We start from the raw sequence: 25,838 nt of genomic DNA, 5'->3' as shown, positions 1-25,838 counted from the left end.
CCAGCACGTTGCGGGCCGTTCAGTCCATCACTAAATGGCCCGCCAAACGCCGGCAATCCCCACAAATACCGAGGCCCTATTCGCCCAGCGCAATACCTTCGCGACGGGGGTCGGCACCACCGCTCAGCCCGTCTCCGATTTCGATGGCGTGAAGGCCAGATGTCAGGTCACGCGGGTTTACCTCGAACCCAAACTGGGTCAGCCCGTCGGAAAAGCCTTCGGCAGCGGTCCCGGCCTCGACATCATATGTTCCGAAACGATTGACAAGATGCGGCAGCGACACGGCTTGTTGCACATCCATGCCCCAGTCGGCCCATGCGATGATCGATTTGGCCACATAGCCGATGATCCGACTGCCGCCCGGCGAGCCAATCGCCAGAACCGGCGCGTCATCCTGCATCACGATGGTCGGGCTCATGGACGAACGCGGGCGTTTTCCGGGTTCCAGCCGGTTGGCGATCGGCACACCATCGCTGTGGGTCTTGAACGAAAAATCCGTCAGTTCGTTGTTCAGAAGGAACCCGTTCGTCATCAGACGTGAGCCAAAGCCGTTTTCGATGGTCGTGGTCATCGACAGCACGTTGCCATAGCTGTCTACAATCGAGATATGCGAGGTCGAAGGCAGCTCCAGCGACACATCATCCGCCCAGTTCAGCGCGTGGTCGAACTCCGGCTGACCGGGCCCGACATCTGCCAGCGCGCCTTCGGTGTTCAGCAATTCCGCTCGTTGCGACAGGTAGGCCGGATCAACCAGCCCCTTGGTCGGCATGGGCACGAAATCGCTGTCAGCCATGTACCGGCCCCGGTCCGCAAAGGCGAGGCGCGAAGCGTCCCCGATTAACCGCCAGGCCTCGGCGCTTTCCGGCCCCATAGCCGCCAGATCATAGCCGTTCAGCATCCCCAGAATTTGCCCCACGGTCAGCGCACCCGACGACGGCGGGCCCATGCCGCAGACTTCATAGGCGCGGTATTCCGCGCAAACCGGCTCGCGCTCGATCACCTGATACAGCGCAAGATCCGCACCGGACAGAACACCAGGATTGCCCGGAGCGTTGCGAACCGTGCGCACGATATCCGCGGCAATCTCACCGCCATAGAATCCGGCCGCCCCATCGCGGGCCAGCACACGCAGTGTTTCAGCATAAGCCGGGTTCATCAGGCGCTGCCCCTGTTGCAGCGGTGCGCCCCCTGGCAGAAAATACGCGGCCGTTTCCGGAAAGCGCGACAAACGCTCGGCATCTTTTTCGACCAGGCTGGCCAGACGCGGGGACACCAGGAACCCTTCATCCGCCAACCGGATTCCATCGGCAAACAATCCGGGCCACGAGGAACGCCCCCAGCGGCGATGCGCCTCTTCCAGCAAAGCAGGTGTGCCCGGCGTCCCCACGGACAGCCCACCGACAACCGCATCGAAGAATTTCAGCGGCTCACCGTTTTCGTCCTGAAACACGGTCGGTGTAGCCGCCAGCGGCGCCGTTTCTCGCCCGTCCAGAGTTGTCATCTGACCGGTCGCTGCATCGTACCAGACCAGAAACGCACCGCCGCCCAAGCCCGAGGATTGCGGTTCGACCAGGCCCAGCACGACCTGCACCGCAACCATGGCGTCTGCGGCAGACCCACCTGCGCGCAATACTCTGGCACCGGCTTCCACCGCCAGCGGGTTGGCCGCGGCGACCATCCAGTTCTGGGACGTGACCGGAACGCCATCCAGTTTGGCCTCGAGCGCCGCGATGACCTCGTCGGTCATGGCCTGTACCTGCCCTTCCGTGGCCGTTTCGGGCGCAACGGCATCGGCCGCTTCCTGAGCGACCCCCGGAGTTGCAAAACAAAATGCAGAAAACAGTAGAACTGAAACACGTCTCATCTGATCAAATCCTCCGATACATCCCTGATTATCAAAACTGCGCGCCGAACACGCTCTGAACAAGTCCAACCTGCACGCCATCAGCAAATGGCCGGCGTCCGCAGCACGCGTTAAGCCTTTGCGTCGCCCACCAATCGATCCTGATCATAGCGGGTCATACCGCGGAACTCGGGCAACCAAGCTTCACGCCGGATGACCCAGCTTTCATATGTTGGCGCCAACTGATCTGGCGCATCAAGGCATCCAAGATGCACCTCCACTTCGGTTCCGCTGCGCGCAAAGACCGGAGAGCCGCAGCCGGGGCAAAAATACCTGTTAGCATAACTACGCGCTTCGCCGGAAACCTCTATTCTGTCGTCCGGGAAAACGGCCGCCGCATAGAAAACCGCGCCATGATGCTTGCGGCAGTCCAAACAGTGACAGATTCCGACCCGCAGAGGACGACCCGAAGCCCTGATGCGCAGATTTCCACAACGGCACCCTCCTTCATAGACGTCCATTCCTGCTCCTTTCCAGAGCGCTAGAGCATTGCTGGCACAACCTGATCCGGCGGTCGGTGGCCATCTTCGAAGGTCTTGATGTTGATGATGACCTTCTCGCCCATCTCCACCCGGCCCTCGAGCGTGGCTGATCCCATATGAGGCAACAGAACCACATTGGGCAGCTGCCGCAGGCGCGGGTTCACGTCAGTGCCCTGTTCGTAGACATCCAGCCCCGCCCCCGCAATTTCACCTGCGCGGATCATCCGGGTCAGAGCGTTTTCGTCCACAACTTCACCACGTGACGTGTTCACGATCACTGCCGAGGGTTTCATCAGTTTCAGACGACGTGCGTTCATCAGATGGAAGGTCGACGGCGTTGAGGGGCAATTGACCGAGATCACATCCATCCGCGCGACCATCTGATCGAGGCTTTCCCAATAGGTTGCCTCCAGCTCCTGCTCGGTCTCGGTGCGCAACCTGCGGCGGTTGTGATAATGGACCTGCATTCCAAACGCTTTCGCACGCCGCGCCACCGCTTGCCCGATCCGGCCCATGCCCAGAATGCCCAGACGACGACCACCGATACGGCCTCCCAGAAACGCGGTGGGCGCCCAGCCGGACCAATCTCCCTGCTGCATCACGCTCAGACCTTCGGGAATGCGTCGGGTAACGGCCAGAATCAGGGCCATGGTCATGTCGGCGGTGTCATCGGTCAGAACCCCCGGCGTGTTCGACACCAGAATCCCACGCTGGCGCGCTGTGGACACGTCAATATTGTCGACACCGGCACCGTAATTGGCGATGAGCTTCAGCCTTTCGCCCGCCTGCCCCAGCAGACCGCCATCAATCGCATCAGTCACCGTAGGCACCAGGACATCGGCGTCCTGCACTGCGGCCACCAGTTCTTCGCGCGTCATCGGAGTGTCATCGTCGCGCAAGCGCACGTCAAACAACTCGCTCAAACGTGTTTCGACCGCTTCGGGCAACCGTCGCGTAACGACAACACTCAAACGTTCTCTTGGCACCTCGGCCCTCCCACTGCTTTGCAAACGGACGCGCGCCATGGCATCGTGGCGCAGGATAAGGCGGGGCACAAGAACCCCTTTGGCATTGAGTCGACCTTTTTTCGGAACCGGATCAACAGGCATAAGAGCAGGCAGTCAGTGAGTGGTATTCGACCGGTAAATCGCCGCTGTCTGGCGGCACTATCCGTATTTCTGATCATGTTCGGCGCATGGGCTGCTCATGCCGACGTGAAACGAGGATCCGTCACCAACCTCCCCCTGCCCCGTTATGTCTCGATGAAAGCAGCAGAAGGCAACGTGCGACGCGGACCTTCTTTGACACATCGAATCGACTGGGTGTTCAAACGGCGCGGAATGCCGCTTCAAGTCACTGCCGAATACGGCAACTGGCGACGGGTTCAGGACCGCGACGGCGCCGGAGGCTGGGTTCACTACGCCCTGTTGTCGGGTGTTCGGACAGTACTGATTGAATCCGAAATGCTGCCTGTCTATGCCCGACCCGATCCGACCTCCCCCGTGAATGCGCATTTCGAATCCGGGGTCGTGGCCCGACTGGGAACCTGTTCGCTGGACTGGTGCCGGATCACCGCCGGCGGGTATCGGGGTTGGACCTTGAAGTCGAACCTTTGGGGGGTCGACCCGTCCGAGATTCGCGAATAACCACAGGGCCGACCTTCCCCCGCGTTGCGGACACGCGACAAGGTGTTTGAGTTTCCTGCCGATATGCTGTGAAACTCGACCAAAACGGAGGCGATCATGCGCGCAGTTACATATTCCAACTTCGGAGACCCGGCCGATGTCCTGCGGATAAAGGACCTCCCTCCGGTCCCGCCGGGTCCGGGCGAGGTCACGGTAGAGCTGTCCTTTTCCGGAGTGAACCCTTCCGACGTCAAAGCCCGCGCCGGGACCAGACCGGGCGTGACAGAGCCTCCGTTCCCCCTGATCATCCCGCACAGTGACGGCGCTGGTGTGATTTCGGCCGTTGGCGACGGAGTATCCGCATCTCGGATCGGGCAGCGCGTGTGGATCTGGAACGGGCAATGGCAACGCCCTTTCGGCACCGCCGCCAGCCACATCACCCTTCCCGATGCCCAGGCCGTGGCTCTGCCGGATGCGGTGTCGATGCAGACCGGCGCGATTCTGGGCATTCCCGGTCTTACCGCCTGCCACGCGGTGTTTTCAGGCGGCTGTCCCGATGGGCAAACGATCTTGATACACGGTGGCGCGGGCACCGTCGGCTTTCTGGCCGTTCAGCTTGCCAAATGGGCAGGCGCGCGCGTGATCGCGACCGCCAGCCCTCGCAACTTTGACCGGGTCCGAGAAGCCGGCGCAGATATCGTGATTGATTACGCCAGCAAGGATCTTTCCTCCGAAATTCTCGATGCAAATGAAGGAAAGACAATCGGCCGAATTATCGACGTCGAATTCGGCCGGAATATTCAAACAAACGCCGCGGTCATTGCCGAGAACGGTCGCATCAACGCCTATGGCTCTGCCCAAGACATGGCCCCCGCGTTTCCATTCGGACCGATGATGTTCAAAGCCATGACGCTTGAGACCATTTTGATTTACCTTCTTCCGCTGGATCTTCGTACCGATGCCGTGAAGACCCTTCACAAGGCATTGACGGATGGCGCTTTGACCTGCCCTGTTCAAAAGGTCTTTGCACTGGAAGAATGCGCATCTGCGCATGCAATGGTGCAGGATGGAAACCGGACCGGAGCCGTGTTGATCGACACCCAATGACTGCCCTGAAAAAAATCGGTTCAACCTGAGTTTTTTTGACAAAACGCTCTTGATCCCCGCCAACAACAATCGTAGATAGCCGCTCACTGTTGGGGTGTAGCCAAGTGGTAAGGCAGCGGTTTTTGGTACCGTGTATCGTAGGTTCGAATCCTACCACCCCAGCCATGATTTTCTCTAGAATCACGCACTGAGAATTTGGCCGCCTATTAGCGCGTGTTTTCAGCAGGTTATCATCCGGCTACTCCAGCTGAGACCCGAGTTTATGCGCAACAATGGTCGATTTCGGGCCGCAGTCTCAGTTCGCCATTCCGGCGGTACGAGTTTGGTGACCTTGGGAGGGTCTGTAGATCTGAGTTCAGCAAACTGCTTGTGCTCACCTGACCAGATCGCCGGGAAGCCCGACCTGATCAGGTAATCCGCGGTCAGACCGTCAGGTTGTTCACCCGTTCACGTCGGCTTTGATATAGACTTCAAGGTGTTTGTCGCCACAGGCATCAATCACGTAGCCGCACGTTCTCTCGGCACCCCGGTGAAACGTCACGGGGCGTCCTTGACCTTTCTGTGTAAGAAAAATCTCGACTGCCTCTGACAACAGCACAGAAGCAGCAGAAGTCTCGTTTAGAACAACTGGCGCTACGGCGGAGTTGGCTGCGCCAAGACGCAACATGTACTTTCCACGCAGTTGCGCATCCTTCGACTTCAGATGAAACCGATACTCATCCAGTTGATCAGCTGCTCTTCTTGCTATCGTCGCCGCTACGTTTACCGAGTGAGTACGCAAAGAAAATGCGATCCGAGAAGAAGAGTAGTAGCGGCAAAGCTCCTTGGGGATGCGGCGACTGAAGTAAAAAACACCCTCTTTCACGAAGGTGTACTTGGGTGAAATGGTCTCTGCCATGGCCTACGGCTCCAACCTGCTGTTAAAAGCCGGAGTGAAGCCAAGGGCTTACCTGAGGAAGTGGTGCCCGGGGGCGGAATCGAACCACCGACACGAGGATTTTCAATCCACTGCTCTACCCCTGAGCTACCCGGGCACGGGAACGACGTTCGTCGTTGGGTGGGGGCCTTCTATGACTTGCTACCAGCGGTGTCCAGAGGCTTTTTCACATTTTTTCAATGCGGTCGCTTTGGCGTGAAGTCCTGCGTGTCATCCTCGGCTTCAAGGTCATCTTCGCGCTGCGACGGAACCGAGTAGGACCCGTTCAGCCACTTGGCCAAATCAATGTCCGCACACCGCCTGGAACAAAACGGACGAAACTTCTGCTCGGTCTCGCCTCCGCAAATCGGGCAGCTCATTTCAGGACCTCCATCACAGGAACGCGACCACGCTTTCGCTGCAACTCAAAGTGGCCCAGCGGGGTCCAGCCTGCAAGAATCGTCTCGTCCGGGTCTGATCTGAACGCGGCACGCAAAGCGGACTCAAACCCGCGGCGATCCTTCTTTGGCATGGGTGCGAGGTCCAGCGTTATCTGACCAGCCAGCCCACGTACGCGCAAAGCACGGGGCAGCATCTTGGCGCAGGCGAAATTGGCCTTGGTGCCCGCCGCCAGCGAGGTGTCCGCTCCGGTGTTCACATCCACGGCGACCAACGCGCGTGTGGGTTCGATGTAAAGATACCCTCCGCCCGGCAAAGGCTCGGACGCTCCACGCACGGTATCCAGCGCATCCAGAACGCCGTGGGTTTCGAACCCGCCCGCCTGTGTCACGACTTCGGCCGGGTCGGTCCAGTCGCGCCAGGCAAGGATATGGGGGCTGTCACCTTCGCTGAGAAGTTCAGGCTCGGTCCCGTCGTCATTCATCACCTGCTCGGCCTGCGTCAACATGGCCGAGATGTCTTCCGAGATCTCTTCGGCATCCGCACCAGCGCAGCAGGAGCGCAGGATCAATCCATAGGCGCTGTCACCCATCTGCTCGTGCGCAATTTCAAGCAGTTGATCGCGTGTGTCCTCGTCCTTGATACTGCGCGAAATGTTCAGGCCCGGAGCGTCCGGCGTAACAATCGCATAGCGGCTTTTGAAGAGGATGCGATTGCTCACCGGTATGGCTTTGCCGGGCTCTGCAAAGCCGGTAACCTGTACCAACAACAGGGCACCGGGACCCAAGCCTTTGACTTGTCGCAGGAAAGCAGGGCCATCTGGTGTGGTCAGGAACATTCCGCCCTGCCCCTTGACCGGGCGGTCAGCGCGGGCGCGATAGATCGTGCCGGGCGCGGGTGCGTCTGTGGCGATCAAGAAGTCATCCAACTTGCCGTCGACCATCAGCGCAGCCGCTTCGCGGCCTTGGATGTGGTCCAGAACAATGGTGCGACCTTTCATGATGCCTCTCGATACAGTGGATAGCCGATGCCTTGCAGCAAGGCCGCGGTCTCGGACAGGGGCAGGCCAACGATGCCTGTAAACGACCCCGAAATCCATGGAATGAAAGCCCCTGCGGGCCCCTGAATCGCATAGGCGCCTGCCTTGCCGCGCCAGTCTCCGGTCGCCAGATAGGCGTTGATCTCGACATCCGACAGACGTTTGACCTTGACCTGTGAGACGACATCACGCTGCAGCACACGGTCTCCGCGCCGGACCGCAACCGAGGTGATCACGCGGTGACGACGACCAGACAGGGAATGCAGAAACTCTGCCGCCTGCCCCGCATCCTCGGGCTTTCCCAGAATCCGACGCCCCAAGGCCACGGTGGTATCTGCACAGAGGGTAACGTCACCTCTATCTGCCTGAACAGCCTGCACTTTTTGGCGCGTGATGCGGTGGCAATACGGAACCGGAAGCTCGCCCTTCAAGGGCGTTTCGTCGATGTCAGGAGGGCAAATGGCATCGGGCCGCACGCCAAGCTGGGCCAGCAGGTCCAGCCGTCTTGGGCTGCCCGATCCGAGAATGAACGCCATTGCGGCAGGCGTTACTTGAAGCGATAGTTGATCCGACCCTTGGTCAGATCATATGGGGTCATCTCGACCTGAACCTTGTCGCCGGCCAGAACACGGATGCGGTTCTTGCGCATCTTGCCTGCCGTATGTGCGATGATCTCATGGCCGTTTTCCAGCTCGACCCGAAACGTCGCATTAGGCAGGAGTTCCTTCACGACACCGGGAAATTCGAGCGTATCTTCCTTGGCCATGTTGTCTCCATCATTACGTTGCACCCGCAGAATCTGCGGGGGTGTGCGCTTAAATGAGCCTATTTCGGCCTTATTTCAAGGGCGGAATCACCTAAAGAGCGGATATTGTGACCGATTCGACTCGGGCGGCCTGTTCCTCCCAATGGGTTCGGTTCAGCACGTGACCGTCCGCGCGGACCTCGGCGATGGCTGACAGGTCGACATCCGCATAGGTCCAGCCCGGCTGATTCAAAGTGCCTTCGGCCAGCACACCGGTGGCCGGGAACCCCTTGTCGGGCGGGCCAAAGACGCCGCCGGTCCCGGTGTTCATATCCACCGCCTCGGACCACTGGTTGTTCCCGACCAGCGAGGCCATGACCGTAACGCATTGATTTTCCAAAGCTCTTGACATTGCGCCAATCCGCACGCGCCAGTAACCCGAAAGCGCTTCGGTACAGGATGGTGCAAGGATCAGGTCTGCCTCGCTCAGCGCGCGGCCCAGCAACGGAAACTCGCTGTCATAACAGATCAACACACCGATCTTGCCCAGTGCGGTGTCGAACAGCTTGAGCGGACCCCCCGGGGCGATGTCCCAATCCTCGCGTTCGAACCGGGTCATGATCTGTTTGTCCTGATGGTCGAAACTGCCATCCGGCGCGTAGAAGGCGGCACGGTTCACCGGACGCCCGGGGCCATCAACAACCGGCGCCGACGCACCCAGAATGTAGGTTTTGTACGTCTTGGCGAGGCGGGTGTGCAGATTTTGTACATCCTCCATCCGGTCGGACACGGCCCGGATCGACCGCTCCAAATCGCCGGCAATCTCGGCCCCGTCGAGGGTCGACAGCTCCATCGCGCCATATTCGGGAAAGACCAGCAATTCGGCCCCCTGCCCTGCGGCCTGGGACACCCACCCCTCAAGCTTGTCTTCGTATTGCGCCCAGCTATTCAGCCAGTCGAGGTCATAGGCGGCGGTTGCGACTTTCATGGCAGCGTCCCCGTTCGGTCAAATTCGCGTGACCTTAGTCGCGGACGCAGACCGGAGTACAGCCCAATTACCCTGCGGTCGTCGGATCGATGATCGTGGTCACTTCGGTGACCGTGTTGGCCGGGAACCCGCTGAGTTCCGCATGCTTGTGGATCGCGTCCTCGCTCTCGGCCAGATAGATGCAAAAGGTCTTGTCACCAGCAACATAGGAATGCTCCCACTGCACGCCGGGTATTTGCGCCAGCGCTTCGTTCGACTTCGCAGACGCGCCGCACAGTTCGTCACCGGACATGGAACCGACACCCGGAAGATCGCGTTCGATAACATAGCGTTTCATGGCAATTCCCCCACAGAAAACCCAACACTACCATGATTCGGGAATTTTTTTGCGTTTGGCGTTCAGAGATCCCGGATCCAGAACTGCAACGGCTTCAGCGTCTCACCCTCTTCCCCAATGTCTTTCCACGAAAACTGTGCGATCGCACCGGGCAATGGTTCATACCCCCGCGCGCGCCAGAAGGCATCCAGCGGGCGGTAATTGTCGGGCCGCATCGGATGATCTGCCGGGCGTTGCACGCCGCAGAATGCGCATTTGGTGAAACCCAGCGCGCGGGCGTGGGCTTCGCGTTCGTCAAAGAACCTGTGGCCGACACCCTGCCCACGATAGTCGGGCAACAGCACCGATTCGGCGCAATAGAAGATGTCATGCAGGTCAAGCCCGGAGCCCTCGAAGGCCGCCGCGAAATCGTCAGCGTGGTCAGTCAGCGGTGCGCCGGTCGAGGCGCCGATCAGGCGGTCGCCGTCGAAGGCGCCAATCACGATGGCCTTGTCGCTGTCGCGGTAGGATTGCAGGTATTTGCGTTCGTATTCCAGATCGCCGTCATAGAGGTAGGGCCAGGCGTGAAACACTCTGATCCGCAGGCGGGCGACATCGTCCAGAGCGGCCCCGAGTGCCGTTCCGGTCAGGGGGCGGACGTCGGTGACCTCAGCCATTCGAAACCTGTTTGGTCCAGTCTGCCAGGTTGTAGAAAGTGGTGACGCGGGTGATCTTGCCATCCTTCAGGTCGAAGAACGAACCGGCAGGCAGGCGGTACGTCTGGCCATGCGCATCCGGAAGGCCATCATCGGTTTCCAAGTAGGTGCCGTTGACGATGAATTCGGCTGCGGCGCGGGTGCCGCCTTCGGCTTCGAACACGACGATGTCGGTCAGGTTTTCTTTGTAGCAGCGGTTCATATGCGCGCAGAACGCGGCGAACTTGTCCTTGCCAATGCGGATCTGGCCTTCGTTCACGTGATGGGCCACGTCATCAGACAGGCAGGCCAGCATGGCATCCACGTCACCGGCATTGAAGGCTTCGAAATAGGTTTTGACGGTCTGGTTCATGGTCACTCCGTAGGTTCGCCCCAGCGGTCTTTCAGATGTTTGATGATCTGATCGCGGGTCTGTCGGTAGTGATGTAGCTTTTCTTCGCGGGTCTCGCCCAACCCGGTAGGGTCCATTATTGGCCAATAATCGACATCGAGGTGAAAAACCCGGGTCAGTTCCAGCGCCTGCCGCTGACTGGCGGGTGAAAGCGCCACCACCAGATCAAACGAGCTGAGGTCATCACCCCATTCCTGCATCTCGTCAAAGGAGCGCGAGCGGTGGCGGGACAGTTCCACGCCGACCTCGTGGCAGACGGCGATGCTGAAGCCGTCGATTTCCAGATCGTTATGCACGCCAGCGGACTGAACATAGGTGCCGGTGCCATAGAATTTCTTCATCAGCCCCTCGGCCATCGGGGACCGAACCGCGTTGTGGTCGCAACAGAACAAGACCGACTGCGGCAGAGGCTTCACGCGTCAGCCCCCAAAATGCAGAACGCAGATCAGCGTGAACAGGCGACGGGCGGTGTCGGTGTCGACATCTGCCTTGCCTTCCAGCCGTTCCTGCAACACGCGGCTGCCTTCGTTGTGGATACCCCGGCGGGCCATGTCGATGGTTTCGATCTGGCTGGGCGGCAGTGATTTCACCGCATCGAAATAGCTTTCGCAGATCTGGAAGTAATCCTTGACCACCTGCCGGAAGGGACCGAGCGACAGGTGAAACTCGGCCGCTTTTTCGTTGGCCTCGGTTTCAATGTCGAAGACAAGCCGTTTGTCGCGGATCGAAAGCTGAAGGCGATAGGGGCCTTCGGGCACAACGCGGTCGTCCCGTTTGGGCAGCGAGAAGCTGTTTTCTTCCAGCAGATCATAGATGGCAACCTTGCGTTCCTGCTCGATCTCGGGCGTGGGCGGCGGCAGATTTCTATCATCCAGTTCGATATGCGAGATGCGGGTCATCTTTACAGTCACATTCCTTGCGTCAGCACAGACCTATAGCAATGATATTCAACGGGCAACGCACAGAAACGCCATATGCGCCAGGTCTTTGCGTCATTTCAGCCATTCAGGCGGTTCAGGCGCGCGGTGACCGAGAGGCCATGCGCCTCGAGGCTTTCCGAGCACGCCAGCTGTTCGGCGGCAGGACCAATGGCGCGCAGGGCTTCGGGGGTCATCTGGCTGAGCGTGGTGCGTTTGAGGAAATCCATCACGCTGAGGCCTGACGAAAACCGTGCCGAACGCGCGGTGGGCAACACGTGGTTGGGACCGCCCACATAATCACCGATGGCTTCAGGTGTGTACTGGCCCAGAAAGATGGCCCCGGCGTGGATGGTTTTTTCGCTCAGCGCCACCGGGTCTGCGACGCAAAGCTCCAGATGTTCCGGGGCGATACGGTTCGATAGGATTGCAGCCTGATCCAGATCACGGACGGTGATTATGGCACCGAAGTCGCGCCAGCTGGCCCCGGCGATGGCGCGGCGTTGCAGGGTTTCGAGGCGTTTTTCGACCGCCTTAGCGACGCTTTGGCCAAAAGCGGCATCATCCGTGATCAGGATCGACTGCGCGCTTTCATCGTGTTCGGCCTGGCTGAGCAGGTCCAGCGCGATCCAGTCGGGATCGTTGTTCTTGTCGGCGATAACCAGAATCTCGGAAGGGCCCGCAATCATGTCGATGCCGACCTTGCCAAAGACACGGCGCTTGGCCGCCGCAACAAAGGCGTTGCCCGGGCCCGTGATCTTGTCGACCGGCGCGATGGTGTCGGTGCCATAGGCGAGCGCCGCCACGGCCTGCGCGCCGCCGATGCGATAGACCTCGTCCACACCCGACAGCTGCGCTGCCAGCAGCACCAGCGGGTTCACCTGCCCGTCCGGGGTGGGCACCACGATGGCCAGCCGTTCAACCCCCGCCACCTTGGCCGGGATGGCATTCATCAGCACCGATGACGGGTAAGAAGCCAGCCCGCCCGGCACGTAAAGCCCTGCGGCAGAAACCGCCGACCAGCGCCAGCCCAGCGTGGCCCCGGCCTCATCCGTCCAGCTGTGATCACTAGGCATCTGCTTTTCGTGATAGGCCCGGATGCGGGCGGCGGCCAGTTCCAGCGCCGCGCGATCCTCGGCCGAGACCTGCGTCACCGCGTCCGCGATTTCCTGAGCGCTGAAGGCCAGCGTTTCGGGCGTCAGCTCCAACCGGTCGAATTTCGCGGTCAATTCAATGACTGCCGCGTCGCCCCGGTTGCGGACATCGTCGATGATCTGCGCCACAACCGCGTCCACATCCGGGCTGTCCTCGCGCTTGGCGGACAGCAGGGCCTGAAAGGCGGTTTCGAAATCGGGTGATGTGGCGTCAAGGAAAACGGGCATGATCTGGCACTCCGGGCGTTGCGCCACGGGACATATCGCCCACGGGGCGCGGCCTCAACCCTCAGCCCTGGGGGTGCAGCGATTTGCGCATGGCAAAGCAGGTCAGGTCCCGACTGTCACTGCATTGACCGGTGACCTTCCAGCCGTGGCGCAAATAGAATTCCCGGGCGGTTTTCGTGCCGTCCAGATGCACCTCGGTACAGCCGCACGCAGCCAGTTGCCGTTCCAGCCGGTTGAGCAACGCGGCCCCCACCCCGCTGCCGACGTGATCCGGGTCAACATAGAGCAAGGTGATCTTGCCGGTTTCGAACAACCCACCGACCGCGGCCACCTGACCTTCACGCTCGGCCAGCCAGATCTGTGATCCCGGCTTGAACCAGCCCCGGATGGTCGCCGGGTCCTTGTGTGCGGTCCATTGTTCCAGATGGCCGGGATCATTGTTGTGATCGGCCACACAAAGCTGCGTGATCGACCGTATCAGCACGCGACTGATGTCGAACACATCGAACACGGTCGCGGGACGCAGGGCAATACCCTCGGGCACATTTGAAAACGCCTGAGAAATGCCGCGCTTGTTCTGCATCTATTCGGGGTGCTGCGGCGCCCGGCCGGATGGGGCCCGATATGGGCGCGTGACGTCCTTGAGCGTGGCATCCAACGCCTCGACCGTCAGGCGGATCGCGCCGTCACCCGCCAGGGTCAGCAAGACCTGGCCCGCGCCATCCTCACCGGGTTCGAATTCGACGGACAGCAGCGACATGACCATGTCTTTCTCGCTGCGATCAATGCCCTGACTGGCCACGGACAGAACGGAATCGAAGACCAGCACCGACTGCACCCGTTCAAACGGGCGGTCACGGCGGGCGGCGGCATCTTTGTCTTCCCAGCGAAAACGGTTCAGCAACAGGCCAAAGCGGCGGTGCGACGGTTGCCATTTCATCTCGGTCACGGGAAAAACCGCATCCTGCACCAGGGTCGAGATCACCTTCAGGTCATCTGCATCCTCAGCCCCCAGATTCAGCGGGGCTTCGCGCCCGTCTTCAAAACTTGCGTCCGTCATTCGCCCTTGATCCGTTCGATTTTTGCGCCCACGCCTTCCAGCTTGCGCACCACATGTTCATATCCGCGGTCCAAATGATAGACCCGGCTTACCGTCGTCTCACCTTCTGCCGCTAATCCGGCGAGGATCAGCGACACCGAAGCCCGCAGATCCGTCGCCATCACCGGGGCGCCTTTCAGGGTTTCGACACCCGTGACGGTGGCGGTGCCGCCGTGCACCTCGATATTCGCGCCCATGCGCACAAGTTCCGGGGCATGCATGAAGCGGTTTTCGAAAATGCGTTCTTCGAGAACCGAGGTGCCCTCAGCCGTGCACATCAGCGCCATCATCTGCGCTTGAAGGTCGGTCGGGAAGCCCGGGAAGGGTTCGGTCACCACATCCACAGCCTGCACACGGCCGTTCTTGCGCGCCACTTTCAAGCCGTTTTGGGTTTCGGTGACACTGACCCCCGCCGCGTCGAGCTTGGCCGCAAAGGATTCAACCAGCGCCATGCGCCCGCCCAGCAGTTCGACCTCGCCGCCGCAAATCGCCGGGGCCAGCATATAGGTGCCCAGTTCGATCCGGTCGGTGACAACCTGATGGGTGGCACCGTGCAGCCGGTCGACGCCCTGAATTTCGATGGTCGAACTGCCCTCGCCCGAAATCTGCGCACCCATCTTGCGCAGGCATTCGACCAGATCGACGATCTCGGGCTCGCGCGCGGCGTTCTTGAGCACCGTGGTGCCCTTGGCCAGCGTCGCCGCCATGACGATGTTTTCGGTGGCCCCGACCGAGGCAAATCGCATCTCGTGCACCGCCCCTTTCAGGCCGCCCGGAGCCTTGGCATGCAGATAGCCGTCCTTGAGCTCGATCTCGGCGCCCAGCGCCTCGAGCCCTTCCACATGCAAGTCCATCGGACGGGCACCAATCGCGCAGCCACCGGGCAGAGAAACAACCGCCTGCCCGAACCGCGCCAGCAAGGGGCCCAGCACCAGATTCGAGGCACGCATCTTGCGCACGATGTCATAATCCGCCGTTTGGCTGGTCAGGCTGTGGCTCGACATCGCGATCACTTGACCATCTTGCAGCGACGACACCTCGGCCCCCAGTGATTGCAGCAGAGCGGTCATGGTCTTGATGTCGCTGAGACGTGGTGCGTTCGTCAGCGTCAGCGGTTCTTCGCTCAGCAAGGTTGCAGGCATCAGCGTCAGACACGCGTTTTTGGCCCCCGCAATCGGTATCTGACCATTTAGCGGGCCGTTGCCCGTCACCAGAATCGAATCCATCTGCTCTTATCCCTTGTCCTTGTCGGCCTTGTCCCCAGAGGTCGCCCGCGCCTTGGCCTGCGCCTTGCGCCGGGCCATATTGGCCTTCAGCGCCGCTTTCAGCCGCTCTTCGCGCGCATCCCCGGATTTGCCTTGTTTTTTGGGTGAATTTTTATTCGTCATGATCTTTCTCTACAGGAGGCAAAAAAAACCGTCCAGACACCCTTGCGCCGCGTTTCGTTTGAGTCTAATCACCCGCCCACAGCGCTGCTGTAGCTCAGAGGTAGAGCACTCCCTTGGTAAGGGAGAGGTCGAGAGTTCAATTCTCTCCAGCAGCACCATGATTTCCGATTTAGTCGATGTTGTAGATATGCTCGGACTCTCGGGACACTTCCTGTAAATTCCCTGATTTGGGGCGGCGGAGGTTTTCTTGACGAACGAAGAACACGACATCGCCGAAAGCTGCACGGTCGAAATCAACTGGCAGGACGGGGATATCGCCGTGATCGACAACACACACGGGTAAAGCACGGCAGCCGGGCGATCAAGGACGCAGACCCCCGGCTGTTTAACGGCATGGGGCGGATCTGACGCACAAGGCACGCCAGAACAAGCTGGCAGCATCTGCACAAAGACGGGTGTTGCCGGCTGGATACGTAGAAACACAAGCGAAGGAGGATCCCCGGCGTTGCGGCCTCAAACCATACAACAAAATGGGAAGGGTTTTGGTAGCGGAGGAGGGACTTGAACCCCCGACACGCGGATTATGATTCCGCTGCTCTAACCAACTGAGCTACTCCGCCGTGAGTGAGAGGCGATGTAAGCGAGGGGCCCGGGAGGGTCAAGAGGGAAATCAACCAACCTCAAGATTTCTTTCACGCCTGCTCTGATGGCCTGGCCTGCAAGGATGTTCGAGGGGATGTGGTGGCGTCGGTCATCCTGCGGATGAAGACGGCACAGATTTCGGGCTCTGTGATCGGAATCATGTGGCCGAACCCGTCCAGCTCTTCGTAACTCAGCCCGAACTCGGTCATTGTCGGCCCGTGCAGCGGCGGTGACAGTATCGCGTCCTGACGGCCATACAAGATGCCCCCGGGGACAGTCAGTTTCGGATAGCGCGCGACCTGCGCATTGATACTTGCATCGACCCCGGCAACGTCCTGAGAGGCCGTGACAAAGGCGGAAGGCCGCAGGCCAAGCGCGCCGCCTGCCCGGTCCAGAAAGTCGTCCGGCGGGGTTTCCGGATCAAACGCTGCGCTCAGCGTGTGCGGCGCGGTTCGGGACGCAAGGGGAACGGCAAGCGTGTTGCCGATCAGGCTGCGCATCCATTCGGAGCGGATCTCAAGCGGTTTGAAGATCGCCGGGGTTTCGGGCAGTTTGTGCGTCAGCGGCGCCAGCAGCGCCAGACCGGCGACCCGGGCCGGATGGTCCAGTGCCATCGCTAGTGAAACCGCGCCCCCCAGTGAATGGCCGACCAGAACGGCGCGGTCCACGCCTTTTTTGTCCAGAAACTCGGCAATCATGCCTGCCTGGTGGGGCAATTGCGCCAGCTCGGCCGTATCGCGCGTTGAATACCCGCATCCCGGCCGGTCCAGCGCGATAACGTGGTAGTCGTCGGCCAGAAGATCCACCAACGCATAGGTAAAGTGCTGCAACTGCCCGGCCAGACCGTGAATCATGACGATGGTCTGCGCCTCGGGATTTCCCTTTTCCACATAGTGGATGCTGCCGCCGCGAACGGGTGTGATCTGACCCAGCTGCGGCACGGTTTCACGACCCCGGCGGGTAATCTTCCGGGTCCACAGGTTCAAGACAAACAGAACCGCAACAAGGACGGCGATTGCGATCAGAACGGTTGTCATTCAACTTTCTCCATTGCCAGGGGCGGCGGGTCCGTATTGCTCCAACCCTGATTGTGCCATGCGTTTCTGAAACTCGGCAACGGTGCCGGGCCACAAGGTCGTGTTTCGGCCTTCCGCATCCATGTACCAGGATGTACAGCCGCCGGCCTGCCAGACGCCGTCCGCGTGGCGGCTGTGCATTTCCCGCGTGAACGCCGCCTGTTTTGCGGCGTCTGGAGTGATTGCGGACAACCCTTCGCGCTGCATCTCGCTCAGGACCCGGCCGATATGGCCAACCTGGGCCTCGATCATCAGCACGACCGAGTTGTGCCCCAACCCGGTATGCGGCCCCAGAAGCAGGAAGAAATTGGGAAAACCCGAAACTGCGGTACCCAGATGCGCGCACATGCCATCCGACCAGGCAGAGCGCAGCGTCAGCCCGTCCGTACCGGTAATGTCCAGACGCTCGACCACGTCGGTTACGTGAAACCCGGTGCCCCAGATCAAGACATCCGCCTTGGTCCGGGTGCCATCCGCCGCGATGACCGTGTCACCTTCGATTCGAGCGACGCCCTTCGGAACAACGCTGACATTGTCGCGGGCCAGGGTCGGGTACCAATCGTTCGAACTCAGGATACGTTTGCAGCCGATCCGATAGTCGGGGGTCAGAGTCCGCCGTTCGACCGGATCGGTGATGGCGCGCTCCAATGCCTTTTGCCACATCTTCAAAGCAAAATTCACCGCGCGTTCCTCACCACGAAACACGCGGTGGCGAAATTCGAAGATCATGAATATCAGCTTGCGCCGAATGCGGGGCAAAATGGGAAGCCAAGCGTAAAGGCTGCGCACCCAGGGCGCAATCGGACCGTCCGGGCGCGGCATCACGTAAGGCGCACTGCGTTGAAAGATCGCGACGTGGCCTGCAATCTTGGCGATCTCGGGTACAAACTGAACGGCGGATGCGCCGGTTCCAACGACCGCCACGCGCTTGCCGGTCAGATCGACTTCGTGATTCCATTCGGCCGAGTGGAAACTGGGCCCCGAAAAACCGTCGGCGCCGGGGATATCCGGGATGCTGGGATAATGAAGTGCGCCAATGGCCGAGACCAGAAACCGCGCCGACCATTGCTGGCCATCCATCGTTTCAACTTGCCATCGCGTTCCATCCCACCTGGCCGATTTCAGCTCCTGCCGGAAATGGCACAGGTCATACAACCCTTCCTGACGCGCGACATTTTGCAGATAAGCCTGAATTTCCGCTCCACCGGCATAGGCGCGGCTCCAATGCGGGTTGAGATGGGTCGCCATGGAATACAGATGCGACGGCACATCACAGGCGACACCGGGATAGGTATTTTCGCGCCATGTCCCCCCGATATCATCGGCCTTTTCCAAAATCGCGATATCCTTGATACCGCGCTTGCGCGCCTCAAGCGCCATCGTCAGCCCGGCAAACCCGGCGCCGACGATCAGCATCTCTGTTTTGTGGTGCATGAGTGAGTGCCTTCTGAAACAACCCTGCGTTTATCTGTTGCAGATTTATGCACTTGCCTGGCTGTGAAGTAGGTCACACAGGTAACAATGACCCGGCGTCTTTTTCGTTACGCAGGGACAAAATTATTTGGAATGACCCGTGTCGCTTATTGCAAGCACATATCGCAATCAGAGAGGTGGTTGCGCCGCGAATCCGTCAGTTTGTTTCAAAATTGGAGGATTGCCCCTTGACCACTCGCACTGTCACGCGTTCCGGCGGACGTTCTGCCCGCCGAGCCCAACGCACCGCTCCAAATTTCGACATGCTGCCGGGCCTGACCCGAGGCATCCCGCTGTGCGAGGTCATGGACGCAACCCAGGTTGAGCGCATCGACAATGCGGCGATGGACATTCTGGAAAATGTCGGCGTTCAGTTCCGCGACCCCATCGCGCAGGAAGACTGGAAAAAAGCCGGGGCCAAGGTTGACGGCGAACTGGTCTATCTGGACCGAAATATGGTGCGCGAGCTGATCTCGACCATTCCGGCGCAGTTCACCTATCACGCGCGCGATCCGCAAAAGAACCTTGCACTGGGTGGCAAGCACGCGATCTTCGTGCCAATGACCGGGGCCCCTTTCCTGCGCGATCTGGATGACGTGCGCCGGAACCCGACGCTGGATGATCTGGCGATGTTCCACAAGCTGTCGCACATGATGCCGGCGCTGCACAGCTCGGCCCATCACATTGTCGAGCCCTACGACCACCCGATCAGCCAGCGGCACCTGCGCATCACCTATTCGTCGATGAAGTACTCGGACAAGACCTTCATGGGCATGACCACCTCGCCCAGGAATGCCGAGGATGTGATGGATATGTGCGATATCCTGTTCGGCGAAGGGTTCATTGACGATCATCCGGTCACCACCGGCAACTGCAACGGCAACAGCCCACTGGTGTGGGACGAAACCATGCTGGGTGCGATGCGGGCCTTCTGCCGCCGCAATCAGCCGGTTCTGTGCTCGCCCTTTGTTCTGGGTGGCGCGAACACCCCGGCATCGGTGCCCGCGACCGTGGCGCAGCTGACCGCCGAGGCGCTTTCGGCGCTGGCCTATACGCAGGTGATCCGCAAGGGCTGCCCGGCGATCTGGGGACATTACCTGTCGACCGTTTCGATGAAATCCGGCGCGCCGATGGCCGGCACGCCCGAAATCAGCCTGATGAACTTCATGATCGGCCAGATGGCGCGCTTCTACGACGTACCGTGGCGCACTTCGAACACTCTGGGTGGGGCCAAGACCTTTGATGCACAGGCCGGGTACGAATCCGCCACGACGCTCAGTGCGGTCATTCACGCCGGGGCCAATTATATCTGGCATTCGGCAGGCTGGAACGAGGCGGGCATGCACTGTTCGGTCGCCAAGTTTATCGTCGACGCCGAACAATGCGCGATGGCTTACCGGATGGCGGAAGGCCCAAAGTGGCACGATTTCGACCAGGCCCTGGCAGCGGTTCCCGATGTGGGGCCCGGCGGGCATTATCTGGGTCATCCGCACACGCAGGACAACTTTCAGACCGCGTTCTTCATGCCGGAACTGTTCGACAACAACTCGATCGAGCAATGGGTGGCCGAGGGGGAGGTGGAAATCACCGAACGTGCCCTGAAACATGCGCGGAAACTATTGGCCGAATATGAAGAACCAAAGCTGGACGAGGCCAAGAACGAGGCCCTTCTGGACTATATCGCCCGCCGCGAAAGGGAAATCCCGGCGGCGGACGAGTTGAACCAAACATACTGATCCACACTCCCCGTACTTGCCCACCCGTCATCCGGGTGGGCCCTTTTTTCCACTCAAGACACGTAAACCAAGATGAAGATCGCCGAACTGCATATCTACAGCCACGACCTGCCGGTCAAAAACGGGCCCTATACCATGGCCAACGCTCAGGTCTGGGCGCTGGATACCACGCTGGTCAAAATCGTGTCGGACAACGGTCTGACCGGCTGGGGCGAGACCTGCCCGGTTGGCCCGACCTATGCCGAGGCGCACGCCGCCGGGGCGCGCGCTGCTCTGGTCGAAATGGCCCCGGGCCTGATCGGAACAGAGGTCCTGCCTCTGGCCTTGCATCGCCGGATGGATGGGCTGTTGAACGGTCATGGTTATGCCAAGGCCGCCATCGACATTGCGGCGCACGACCTGCTTGGCAAACACTTGGGTGTTCCGGTTTCCGATTTGCTGGGCGGAGCGGTCTCGGACAAGGTGCCGTCCTATTATGCCACGGGCGTCGGTGCACCCGACGACATTGCGAAACTGGCTGCCGAGAAAATGGCCGAAGGCTACCCGCGTCTGCAAATCAAGGTCGGAGGCCGCCCGGTCGAGATCGACATCGAAACCATCCGAAAGGTTTGGGACGTGGTCAAGGGATCGGGTATGCGTCTGGCCGTCGACGGCAACCGGGGCTGGACCACACGAGACGCCCTGCGGGTCAGTCGCGAATGCCCCGAAATCCCCTTCATCATGGAACAGCCCTGCAACACAATCGAAGATCTCAGGAAGATCCGGCCTCAGGTCACGCATGGCATCTATATGGATGAAAACAGCACCAGCCTGAACACCGTGATCTCGGCGGCGGGCACCGGTCTGGTCGACGGGTTCGGCATGAAGGTCACCCGCATCGGCGGCCTGCATCCGATGCGCGCCTTCCGCGACATCTGCGAGGCGCGCAACCTGCCCCATACCTGCGATGACAGCTGGGGCGGGGATATCATCGCCGCTGCATGTACCCATATCGGTGCAACCGTTCGGCCCGACCTGCTGGAAGGCGTCTGGCTGGCTGCGCCATATATCGAAGGCAACTACGATCCTGAAAACGGCATCCGGATCGAGGCCGGGCATATCGCGCTGCCAACCGGGCCGGGGCTGGGCGTGGTTCCTGATGAAGGCCTGCTCGGCACACCTGTCGCATCGTTCTAAAAGTGGATGACGTCATGAACCTGAAAGGAAAATCGGCTCTGGTCACTGGCGCGGCTGGCGGCATCGGGGCGTCAATCGTTCAACGCCTGCGCAATGCCGGGGCGCGGGTCGCAGTCGCCGACCGGGCTGTCGATGCCATCGAGGCCGAGGCACATCTGCCCGGTGATCTGCTTGTTCCCGAATATGCAGACCAGCTGCCCGGCGCAGCCGCGTCCGCATTGGGCGGGCTTGACATCGTGATCAACAATGCGGGCGTCATCACGCGCGGGTCGGTCACGGATACGTCTGATGCGAATTGGTCTCTGTCATTGGGTGTCAATGTCGAAGCACCGTTCCGCATTTGTCGTGCGGCAATTCCGATCATGGCGGACGCTGGCGGCGGGGCCATCGTCAACACCGCGTCCTGCTGGGGGCTGCGCCCCGGCCCCAATCATGCGGTCTATTGCATGACCAAGGCGGCCATCGCGTCCCTGACCCAGTGCATGGGCATGGATCACGCCCATCAGGGTATCCGCATCAACGCCGTTTGCCCGAACGAGGTGAATACCCCGATGCTGCGATCAGGCTTTGAAAAGCGCGGCTTTGACCCCGATACAGCCGTGGCCGAACTGGGCCGGACCGTGCCGCTGGGCCGGATCGCCGAGCCCGAGGATATCGCCGACGTCATCATGTTCCTTGTCTCGGACGCGTCGCGCTATGTTTGCGGCACACTCGTCGAGGTCAATGGAGGGAAACCGGTATCATGAAGCGGTTCGATGGAAAGGTGGCACTGGTCACCGGCGGGCGCAGCGGCATCGGCAAGGCCATTGCCCGGCGTTTGCACGACGAAGGCGCACTGGTCTTCACCGCCCAACGTGGTCAGGACACCGAATTCCAAGGCATTGCTGCAGATTTCACCCTTCCCGACAGCCCGGCACAGGTGGTCAACAAAGTGATCGCGAAAGCCGGGCGTCTGGACGTGTTGGCCAACAACGCCGGCATGATGCAGGAAGCCTCGGTCGAAGGAATGAGCCTTGAGGACTGGCACCGCAACCTGACGGTGAACCTGACCGCCCCGTTCCTGATGATCAAGGCCGCGCTGCCGCATCTACGCCAGACCAAGGGCGCCATCGTCAACACCGGATCCATCGAAGGCTTAGGCAGCAATCCTGGTCACGCTGCCTATTGCGCATCAAAGGCAGGGTTGCACGGCCTGACCCGCGCCGTTGCCGTGGATCACGGGGGCGAAGGTATCCGCTGCAACGCCGTCGCGCCCGGTTGGATCGACACCGAGTTGAACGAAGATTTCATCGAATCCATGCCCGACCCGTCCGCATTCCGTCGCGACATCGCCAAGATCCACCCGGTGGCCCGAACAGGGCGGTCTGAAGAAGTTGCCGCGCTCGTCGCGTTTCTGGCGTCCGGGGATGCGGGTTTCATCACCGGGCAGGTCTTTACGATAGATGGTGGGCGTATGGCCAAGCTGAGCTTGCCCTGATGCCCACGCGTCATTCCTTGCCGGACCGCCATTCTTTCCAGATCAGATAGCTGTTCGCCCCAAGCGAGGCGAATGGCTCGGGCGGCAATCGCGGAAGATCCGGCTGCCCCAGAAAGTGATCCGCGATCTCTGATCCGCCTTGCAGCGCCAGTTCCGCGATGCCCATGCCTTGCAGGGTGCCGCGGGCGATGCCCAGGCCGTTCTGGCAGCAGGCCGAGAACACGCCATCCGCCACTTCGCCGAACGCCGCAGACCCATTGCGGCTGAGGCACAGCATCCCGGCCCAGCGATGCTCCATCCGTACATCGGGCAGATGCGGAAAGCGTTCACGGAACTTCCGGTCATGCACCCAGCCGGCATTGCGCAACCGCATCCGGGTGGTTTCTATCGTCGGGTGAAAACTGGATCCGGTGCGGATCAGGATGCGATCCCCGTAGCTGCCCGAAATGCGCCGGACCGAGGTGCCCATCGGATCCGCCGGGGTCACCGACCAGCGCGGTTGCCCGCCCAGTGTCTTGATCTGCGCCTCGGTCAGCGGCGCCGTGATCGAGGCGTAGAGGCAGATATGCATCAATTGCCGTTGGTAGAATCCGAAGCTTTCCAGATGGCCATTGTTGGCCAGAACGATCCGCCCGGTGCTGACTTTGGCCCTGGCGGTGTTGACCACCCAACCTGCGCCCTGCTTTTCAAAGCTGGTGACTGGCGCGTTCTCGAATACGTTGATTTGGTCAGCCAATTGACCCGACAACGCCCGCACATAGGCTGCGGGCTGGATCATCACCGTCCCCGGCGCAAACAGCCCCGAAACATAATGCGGGCTGCCCGTGATCTCTTGCATCTGCTTTTTGTCGTACAGCGTGTGCGGCTCATCCAGTTTGGTCAGATACTCGGCGAAGGCGCGGTTATGGGCGTCTCCTGCCCGTGTGGCGGCCGCATTGTATTTTCCGCAAGGGTCGAACATTTCCTGCGGCAGGTCGCAATCGGCGGCGACCTCGGCCGCGAAGGCGATGGCCTTGCGGTTCAGGGCAATGGCGGCGCGATCCGCTTCCAGCCCATCGCCTGCGTAATTGTCCGAGGCCAGATCATGCGGCAAGTCGATCATGAACCCCGAGTTCCGCCCCGCCGAACCATCGGCGAATCGGCCCGCTTCCAGCAGGGCGATCTTCAGCGAAGGGTCCAGTTGGTGCAATCGCCGCGCCGCCGTCAGCCCGGCAAACCCTCCGCCGACAATGGTGATGTCGGCGGTCAGGTCCTGTTCGAGCTCTGGCAGAGGGTCCTGGGGCGGCAGGATGGCATTCCATCCCGCCGGACCGGTCTGCCGCGGCAGTCTTTTTGCCTCGTATCGTGTCAATCCACAGCCTCGCCGGCGTCGTCTGCAAGATCGATCCAGATGGTTTTCAGCTGGGTGTACTGATCATGCGCATGGATCGAGTTGTCGCGCCCGCCAAAGCCCGATTGCTTGTAGCCGCCAAACGGCGTGGTGATGTCGCCTTCGCCAAAGCTGTTGACGGTCACGGTGCCCGCCCGGATCGCCCGCGCACCACGAATGGCCCGTTTGGCGTTGGCGGTAAAGATCGAGGCACACAAGCCATAGTCGGTGTCATTGGCGATCTTGATGGCCTCGTCAAAGCCCGACACTTCGATCACCGACAGGACCGGGCCGAAGATCTCCTCTCGGGCAAGCACGGCGTCATTGCCCGGCACTTCGACGACGGTCGCCTCGACAAAGCCTTTATCGGCCTTGCCGCCGATCACCACGTTTTCAACCTGATCGAGATATCCGCAGACCTTGTTGTAATGCCCTTCGCTGACCAGCGCGCCCATGCGGGTTTCAGGATCCAGCGGGTCGCCGATGTTCCACTGTTTGGCGTGATGCGCGATGCGGTCCAGCAGTTCGGCTTTCACGTCTTTGTGCACGATCAGGCGCGACGAGGCAGAGCAGTTCTCGCCCATGTTCCAGAACGCACCGTTCACCACATGCGCCGCCACCCGGTCTAGGTTTTCGGCGTCATCCATGACGATGGCAGGGTTCTTGCCGCCCATCTCAAGCACCACTTCTTTGGCGTTGCTTTCCGCCGAATAGGTCAGGAACCGTTTGCCCGTCACCGTCGAGCCGGTGAAGGACACCATGTCGATATCCATGTGCCGCCCGATGGGTTCGCCCACGTCGGCACCGCCACCCGGTACGATGTTCAGCACGCCGCGGGGAAGGCCAGCCTCCATCGCCAGTTCGGCCATACGCAGCGCGGTCAGTGTGGTTTCAGCCGCGGGTTTCACAACCACTGAACATCCCGCCGCCAGTGCCGGGCCGATCTTCCACGCCAGCATCAGCAGGGGGAAGTTCCACGGCAGTACCAGCCCCACGACGCCGATCGGCTCACGCACGACCATGGCGATATGGTCGTCGCTGGCAGGTGCGACCTGATCGTAGATCTTGTCGATCGCCTCGGCATGCCATTTCAGACAGTGGATGGTTTCGGGCACGTCCACGGTTTCGCAGTCATAGATGGTCTTGCCACTGTCGAGGCTTTCCATCACCGCCAGTTCGCGGGCATTGCGGGTCATCAGCTTGGCCAGCCGGATCAGCACGTCCTTGCGCTCGGACGGGTGCAGTTTCGACCAGCGGCCATCGTCGAAGGCCTCGCGCGCTTTTTCGACTGCAAAATCCACATCCGCCGCACCGCAGCATGCGATATCGGCAAGCTTGTCGCCGGTGGCCGGGTTTACGGTTGCAAACGTCTCACCCGAGACCGCCGGGCGGAATGCGCCGTCGATGAACGCCCCGGTCGGCAGGTTCAGGCCTGCGGCGATGGATTTGTATTCGTCCTGTGTCAGCAGATCCATG

The 25,838-nt window shown here is 60.7% G+C and carries 29 protein-coding genes and 4 tRNA genes; 8 read left to right on the top strand and 25 right to left on the bottom strand.

All coding sequences use genetic code 11. The features are described from left to right. Positions 1–76: 76 nt before the first annotated feature. From ggt to I9184_RS01170, 3 genes are all read right to left on the bottom strand, one after another. Positions 77–1,864: a gamma-glutamyltransferase gene (gene ggt, locus I9184_RS01180; protein WP_171722838.1), complete on the bottom strand. Its 1,788-nt coding sequence runs from the start codon at positions 1,862–1,864 to the stop codon at positions 77–79. 110 nt (positions 1,865–1,974) lie between these two features. After that, positions 1,975–2,364 carry a GFA family protein gene (locus I9184_RS01175; RefSeq protein ID WP_209832390.1) on the bottom strand — a complete coding sequence of 130 codons (390 nt, stop codon included), beginning with the start codon at positions 2,362–2,364 and terminating at the stop codon, positions 1,975–1,977. A 20-nt stretch (positions 2,365–2,384) separates the two neighbouring features. Beyond that, positions 2,385–3,371: a D-glycerate dehydrogenase gene (locus tag I9184_RS01170; protein ID WP_171630745.1), complete on the bottom strand. Its 987-nt coding sequence runs from the start codon at positions 3,369–3,371 to the stop codon at positions 2,385–2,387. A 198-nt stretch (positions 3,372–3,569) separates the two neighbouring features. Between I9184_RS01170 and I9184_RS01165 the strand changes: the two genes are divergently transcribed. From I9184_RS01165 to I9184_RS01155, 3 genes are all read left to right on the top strand, one after another. Continuing rightward, entirely contained in the window at positions 3,570–4,031 is a 462-nt protein-coding gene (locus tag I9184_RS01165; protein ID WP_171205541.1) for an SH3 domain-containing protein, read from the top strand. A 96-nt stretch (positions 4,032–4,127) separates the two neighbouring features. Next, positions 4,128–5,117 (top strand): NADPH:quinone reductase, encoded by a 990-nt coding sequence (locus I9184_RS01160; protein WP_209832388.1) that lies wholly within the window; start codon positions 4,128–4,130, stop codon positions 5,115–5,117. Between the two features lie 90 nt (positions 5,118–5,207). Next, a tRNA-Gln gene (locus tag I9184_RS01155) sits at positions 5,208–5,282 on the top strand. 274 nt (positions 5,283–5,556) lie between these two features. On the opposite strand, the gene I9184_RS01150 is transcribed toward I9184_RS01155, so the two are convergent. The 17 genes from I9184_RS01150 to I9184_RS01070 form a co-directional block, all read right to left on the bottom strand. After that, the gene (locus tag I9184_RS01150; protein WP_209832386.1) at positions 5,557–6,015 is read right to left on the bottom strand and encodes a DUF6538 domain-containing protein; all 459 of its coding nucleotides are present in this window, start codon (positions 6,013–6,015) and stop codon (positions 5,557–5,559) included. A gap of 61 nt (positions 6,016–6,076) precedes the next feature. Further along, a tRNA-Phe gene (locus tag I9184_RS01145) sits at positions 6,077–6,151 on the bottom strand. Between the two features lie 79 nt (positions 6,152–6,230). Continuing rightward, positions 6,231–6,413, bottom strand: coding sequence for a DNA gyrase inhibitor YacG (gene yacG, locus I9184_RS01140; protein ID WP_209832384.1), 183 nt, complete (start codon positions 6,411–6,413; stop codon positions 6,231–6,233). Further along, a complete protein-coding gene (locus I9184_RS01135; RefSeq protein WP_209832382.1) occupies positions 6,410–7,432 on the bottom strand; it encodes a ribonuclease E/G in 1,023 nt (340 codons plus the stop codon). Before I9184_RS01135 ends, yacG begins: the two co-directional genes overlap by 4 nt. Further along, entirely contained in the window at positions 7,429–8,007 is a 579-nt protein-coding gene (locus I9184_RS01130; protein ID WP_171634104.1) for a Maf family protein, read from the bottom strand. Before I9184_RS01130 ends, I9184_RS01135 begins: the two co-directional genes overlap by 4 nt. 11 nt (positions 8,008–8,018) lie before the next feature. Continuing rightward, entirely contained in the window at positions 8,019–8,237 is a 219-nt protein-coding gene (gene infA / locus I9184_RS01125) for a translation initiation factor IF-1 (protein WP_005978431.1), read from the bottom strand. A gap of 91 nt (positions 8,238–8,328) precedes the next feature. Further along, positions 8,329–9,204, bottom strand: coding sequence for a carbon-nitrogen hydrolase family protein (locus tag I9184_RS01120; protein ID WP_209832380.1), 876 nt, complete (start codon positions 9,202–9,204; stop codon positions 8,329–8,331). A gap of 67 nt (positions 9,205–9,271) precedes the next feature. Further along, positions 9,272–9,541, bottom strand: a complete 270-nt coding sequence (locus tag I9184_RS01115) for a DUF4242 domain-containing protein (RefSeq protein WP_171722823.1) — start codon at positions 9,539–9,541, stop codon at positions 9,272–9,274. A 62-nt stretch (positions 9,542–9,603) separates the two neighbouring features. Further along, positions 9,604–10,197, bottom strand: coding sequence for a GNAT family N-acetyltransferase (locus I9184_RS01110; protein WP_209832378.1), 594 nt, complete (start codon positions 10,195–10,197; stop codon positions 9,604–9,606). After that, positions 10,190–10,588, bottom strand: a complete 399-nt coding sequence (locus I9184_RS01105; protein WP_152458860.1) for a ketosteroid isomerase-related protein — start codon at positions 10,586–10,588, stop codon at positions 10,190–10,192. The genes I9184_RS01110 and I9184_RS01105 overlap by 8 nt, the downstream gene beginning before the upstream one ends. A 2-nt stretch (positions 10,589–10,590) precedes the next feature. Then, positions 10,591–11,043: a low molecular weight phosphatase family protein gene (locus I9184_RS01100; protein ID WP_171634118.1), complete on the bottom strand. Its 453-nt coding sequence runs from the start codon at positions 11,041–11,043 to the stop codon at positions 10,591–10,593. Between the two features lie 3 nt (positions 11,044–11,046). Continuing rightward, the gene (locus tag I9184_RS01095; RefSeq protein WP_171722821.1) at positions 11,047–11,526 is read right to left on the bottom strand and encodes a UPF0262 family protein; all 480 of its coding nucleotides are present in this window, start codon (positions 11,524–11,526) and stop codon (positions 11,047–11,049) included. 98 nt (positions 11,527–11,624) lie between these two features. After that, complete coding sequence (gene hisD, locus I9184_RS01090; protein ID WP_209832376.1) at positions 11,625–12,926, bottom strand: histidinol dehydrogenase; 1,302 nt, start codon at positions 12,924–12,926, stop codon at positions 11,625–11,627. A 61-nt stretch (positions 12,927–12,987) separates the two neighbouring features. After that, entirely contained in the window at positions 12,988–13,509 is a 522-nt protein-coding gene (locus tag I9184_RS01085) for a GNAT family N-acetyltransferase (RefSeq protein ID WP_171634128.1), read from the bottom strand. Continuing rightward, positions 13,510–13,986, bottom strand: a complete 477-nt coding sequence (locus tag I9184_RS01080) for a DUF2948 family protein (RefSeq protein WP_209832375.1) — start codon at positions 13,984–13,986, stop codon at positions 13,510–13,512. Beyond that, positions 13,983–15,251: a UDP-N-acetylglucosamine 1-carboxyvinyltransferase gene (gene murA, locus I9184_RS01075; RefSeq protein WP_152458871.1), complete on the bottom strand. Its 1,269-nt coding sequence runs from the start codon at positions 15,249–15,251 to the stop codon at positions 13,983–13,985. Before murA ends, I9184_RS01080 begins: the two co-directional genes overlap by 4 nt. A gap of 6 nt (positions 15,252–15,257) precedes the next feature. Further along, positions 15,258–15,413: a hypothetical protein gene (locus I9184_RS01070; RefSeq protein ID WP_171118532.1), complete on the bottom strand. Its 156-nt coding sequence runs from the start codon at positions 15,411–15,413 to the stop codon at positions 15,258–15,260. Between the two features lie 83 nt (positions 15,414–15,496). Between I9184_RS01070 and I9184_RS01065 the strand changes: the two genes are divergently transcribed. Beyond that, positions 15,497–15,571: transfer RNA gene (locus I9184_RS01065), tRNA-Thr, on the top strand. 385 nt (positions 15,572–15,956) lie between these two features. Here I9184_RS01065 and I9184_RS01060 read toward each other — a convergent pair. The 3 genes from I9184_RS01060 to I9184_RS01050 all read right to left on the bottom strand — a co-directional run bounded on the left by I9184_RS01060 (position 15,957) and on the right by I9184_RS01050 (position 18,565). Continuing rightward, positions 15,957–16,033, bottom strand: a tRNA-Met gene (locus tag I9184_RS01060). Positions 16,034–16,105: 72 nt separating this feature from the next. Continuing rightward, positions 16,106–17,092: an alpha/beta fold hydrolase gene (locus tag I9184_RS01055; protein ID WP_171722817.1), complete on the bottom strand. Its 987-nt coding sequence runs from the start codon at positions 17,090–17,092 to the stop codon at positions 16,106–16,108. Continuing rightward, on the bottom strand, positions 17,093–18,565 hold the full coding sequence (locus I9184_RS01050; RefSeq protein WP_209832373.1) for an NAD(P)/FAD-dependent oxidoreductase: 1,473 nt from the start codon (positions 18,563–18,565) through the stop codon (positions 17,093–17,095). 227 nt (positions 18,566–18,792) lie between these two features. Here I9184_RS01050 and I9184_RS01045 point away from each other — a divergent pair, with 227 nt between their 5' ends. The 4 genes from I9184_RS01045 to I9184_RS01030 all read left to right on the top strand — a co-directional run bounded on the left by I9184_RS01045 (position 18,793) and on the right by I9184_RS01030 (position 22,993). Next, a complete protein-coding gene (locus I9184_RS01045; RefSeq protein ID WP_209832371.1) occupies positions 18,793–20,340 on the top strand; it encodes a trimethylamine methyltransferase family protein in 1,548 nt (515 codons plus the stop codon). Between the two features lie 72 nt (positions 20,341–20,412). Further along, on the top strand, positions 20,413–21,516 hold the full coding sequence (locus tag I9184_RS01040) for a mandelate racemase/muconate lactonizing enzyme family protein (protein WP_209832369.1): 1,104 nt from the start codon (positions 20,413–20,415) through the stop codon (positions 21,514–21,516). Positions 21,517–21,530: 14 nt separating this feature from the next. Beyond that, the gene (locus I9184_RS01035; protein WP_209832367.1) at positions 21,531–22,262 is read left to right on the top strand and encodes an SDR family oxidoreductase; all 732 of its coding nucleotides are present in this window, start codon (positions 21,531–21,533) and stop codon (positions 22,260–22,262) included. Next, entirely contained in the window at positions 22,259–22,993 is a 735-nt protein-coding gene (locus I9184_RS01030) for an SDR family oxidoreductase (RefSeq protein ID WP_209832365.1), read from the top strand. Before I9184_RS01035 ends, I9184_RS01030 begins: the two co-directional genes overlap by 4 nt. Before the next feature lie 10 nt (positions 22,994–23,003). Here I9184_RS01030 and I9184_RS01025 read toward each other — a convergent pair whose 3' ends face one another. Together I9184_RS01025 and I9184_RS01020 are read right to left on the bottom strand one after the other, a co-directional pair. Beyond that, positions 23,004–24,344, bottom strand: coding sequence for an FAD-binding oxidoreductase (locus tag I9184_RS01025; RefSeq protein WP_209832363.1), 1,341 nt, complete (start codon positions 24,342–24,344; stop codon positions 23,004–23,006). Further along, the gene (locus I9184_RS01020) at positions 24,341–25,837 is read right to left on the bottom strand and encodes an aldehyde dehydrogenase (RefSeq protein ID WP_209832361.1); all 1,497 of its coding nucleotides are present in this window, start codon (positions 25,835–25,837) and stop codon (positions 24,341–24,343) included. Before I9184_RS01020 ends, I9184_RS01025 begins: the two co-directional genes overlap by 4 nt. Between the last annotated feature and the right edge of the window lies 1 nt (position 25,838).

The sequence above is a fragment of the Ruegeria sp. HKCCE3926 genome (genome assembly GCF_017872515.1).
Classification (GTDB): domain Bacteria; phylum Pseudomonadota; class Alphaproteobacteria; order Rhodobacterales; family Rhodobacteraceae; genus Ruegeria.
Note: the sequence above shows the minus strand (reverse complement) of the source record. Positions and strands in the feature narration are given on the sequence as shown.

Bases quoted from the DNA above. Each gene is read 5' to 3' on its own strand.
- ggt (WP_171722838.1), bottom strand. From the start codon at position 1,864: ATGAGACGTGTTTCAGTTCTACTGTTTTCTGCATTTTGTTTTGCAACT.
- I9184_RS01175 (WP_209832390.1), bottom strand. From the start codon at position 2,364: ATGGACGTCTATGAAGGAGGGTGCCGTTGTGGAAATCTGCGCATCAGG.
- I9184_RS01165 (WP_171205541.1), top strand. From the start codon at position 3,570: ATGTTCGGCGCATGGGCTGCTCATGCCGACGTGAAACGAGGATCCGTC.
- I9184_RS01160 (WP_209832388.1), top strand. From the start codon at position 4,128: ATGCGCGCAGTTACATATTCCAACTTCGGAGACCCGGCCGATGTCCTG.
- I9184_RS01150 (WP_209832386.1), bottom strand. From the start codon at position 6,015: ATGGCAGAGACCATTTCACCCAAGTACACCTTCGTGAAAGAGGGTGTT.
- yacG (WP_209832384.1), bottom strand. From the start codon at position 6,413: ATGAGCTGCCCGATTTGCGGAGGCGAGACCGAGCAGAAGTTTCGTCCG.
- I9184_RS01135 (WP_209832382.1), bottom strand. From the start codon at position 7,432: ATGAAAGGTCGCACCATTGTTCTGGACCACATCCAAGGCCGCGAAGCG.
- I9184_RS01130 (WP_171634104.1), bottom strand. From the start codon at position 8,007: ATGGCGTTCATTCTCGGATCGGGCAGCCCAAGACGGCTGGACCTGCTG.
- infA (WP_005978431.1), bottom strand. From the start codon at position 8,237: ATGGCCAAGGAAGATACGCTCGAATTTCCCGGTGTCGTGAAGGAACTC.
- I9184_RS01120 (WP_209832380.1), bottom strand. From the start codon at position 9,204: ATGAAAGTCGCAACCGCCGCCTATGACCTCGACTGGCTGAATAGCTGG.
- I9184_RS01115 (WP_171722823.1), bottom strand. From the start codon at position 9,541: ATGAAACGCTATGTTATCGAACGCGATCTTCCGGGTGTCGGTTCCATG.
- I9184_RS01110 (WP_209832378.1), bottom strand. From the start codon at position 10,197: ATGGCTGAGGTCACCGACGTCCGCCCCCTGACCGGAACGGCACTCGGG.
- I9184_RS01105 (WP_152458860.1), bottom strand. From the start codon at position 10,588: ATGAACCAGACCGTCAAAACCTATTTCGAAGCCTTCAATGCCGGTGAC.
- I9184_RS01095 (WP_171722821.1), bottom strand. From the start codon at position 11,526: ATGACCCGCATCTCGCATATCGAACTGGATGATAGAAATCTGCCGCCG.
- hisD (WP_209832376.1), bottom strand. From the start codon at position 12,926: ATGCCCGTTTTCCTTGACGCCACATCACCCGATTTCGAAACCGCCTTT.
- I9184_RS01085 (WP_171634128.1), bottom strand. From the start codon at position 13,509: ATGCAGAACAAGCGCGGCATTTCTCAGGCGTTTTCAAATGTGCCCGAG.
- I9184_RS01080 (WP_209832375.1), bottom strand. From the start codon at position 13,986: ATGACGGACGCAAGTTTTGAAGACGGGCGCGAAGCCCCGCTGAATCTG.
- murA (WP_152458871.1), bottom strand. From the start codon at position 15,251: ATGGATTCGATTCTGGTGACGGGCAACGGCCCGCTAAATGGTCAGATA.
- I9184_RS01070 (WP_171118532.1), bottom strand. From the start codon at position 15,413: ATGACGAATAAAAATTCACCCAAAAAACAAGGCAAATCCGGGGATGCG.
- I9184_RS01055 (WP_171722817.1), bottom strand. From the start codon at position 17,092: ATGACAACCGTTCTGATCGCAATCGCCGTCCTTGTTGCGGTTCTGTTT.
- I9184_RS01050 (WP_209832373.1), bottom strand. From the start codon at position 18,565: ATGCACCACAAAACAGAGATGCTGATCGTCGGCGCCGGGTTTGCCGGG.
- I9184_RS01040 (WP_209832369.1), top strand. From the start codon at position 20,413: ATGAAGATCGCCGAACTGCATATCTACAGCCACGACCTGCCGGTCAAA.
- I9184_RS01035 (WP_209832367.1), top strand. From the start codon at position 21,531: ATGAACCTGAAAGGAAAATCGGCTCTGGTCACTGGCGCGGCTGGCGGC.
- I9184_RS01030 (WP_209832365.1), top strand. From the start codon at position 22,259: ATGAAGCGGTTCGATGGAAAGGTGGCACTGGTCACCGGCGGGCGCAGC.
- I9184_RS01020 (WP_209832361.1), bottom strand. From the start codon at position 25,837: ATGGATCTGCTGACACAGGACGAATACAAATCCATCGCCGCAGGCCTG.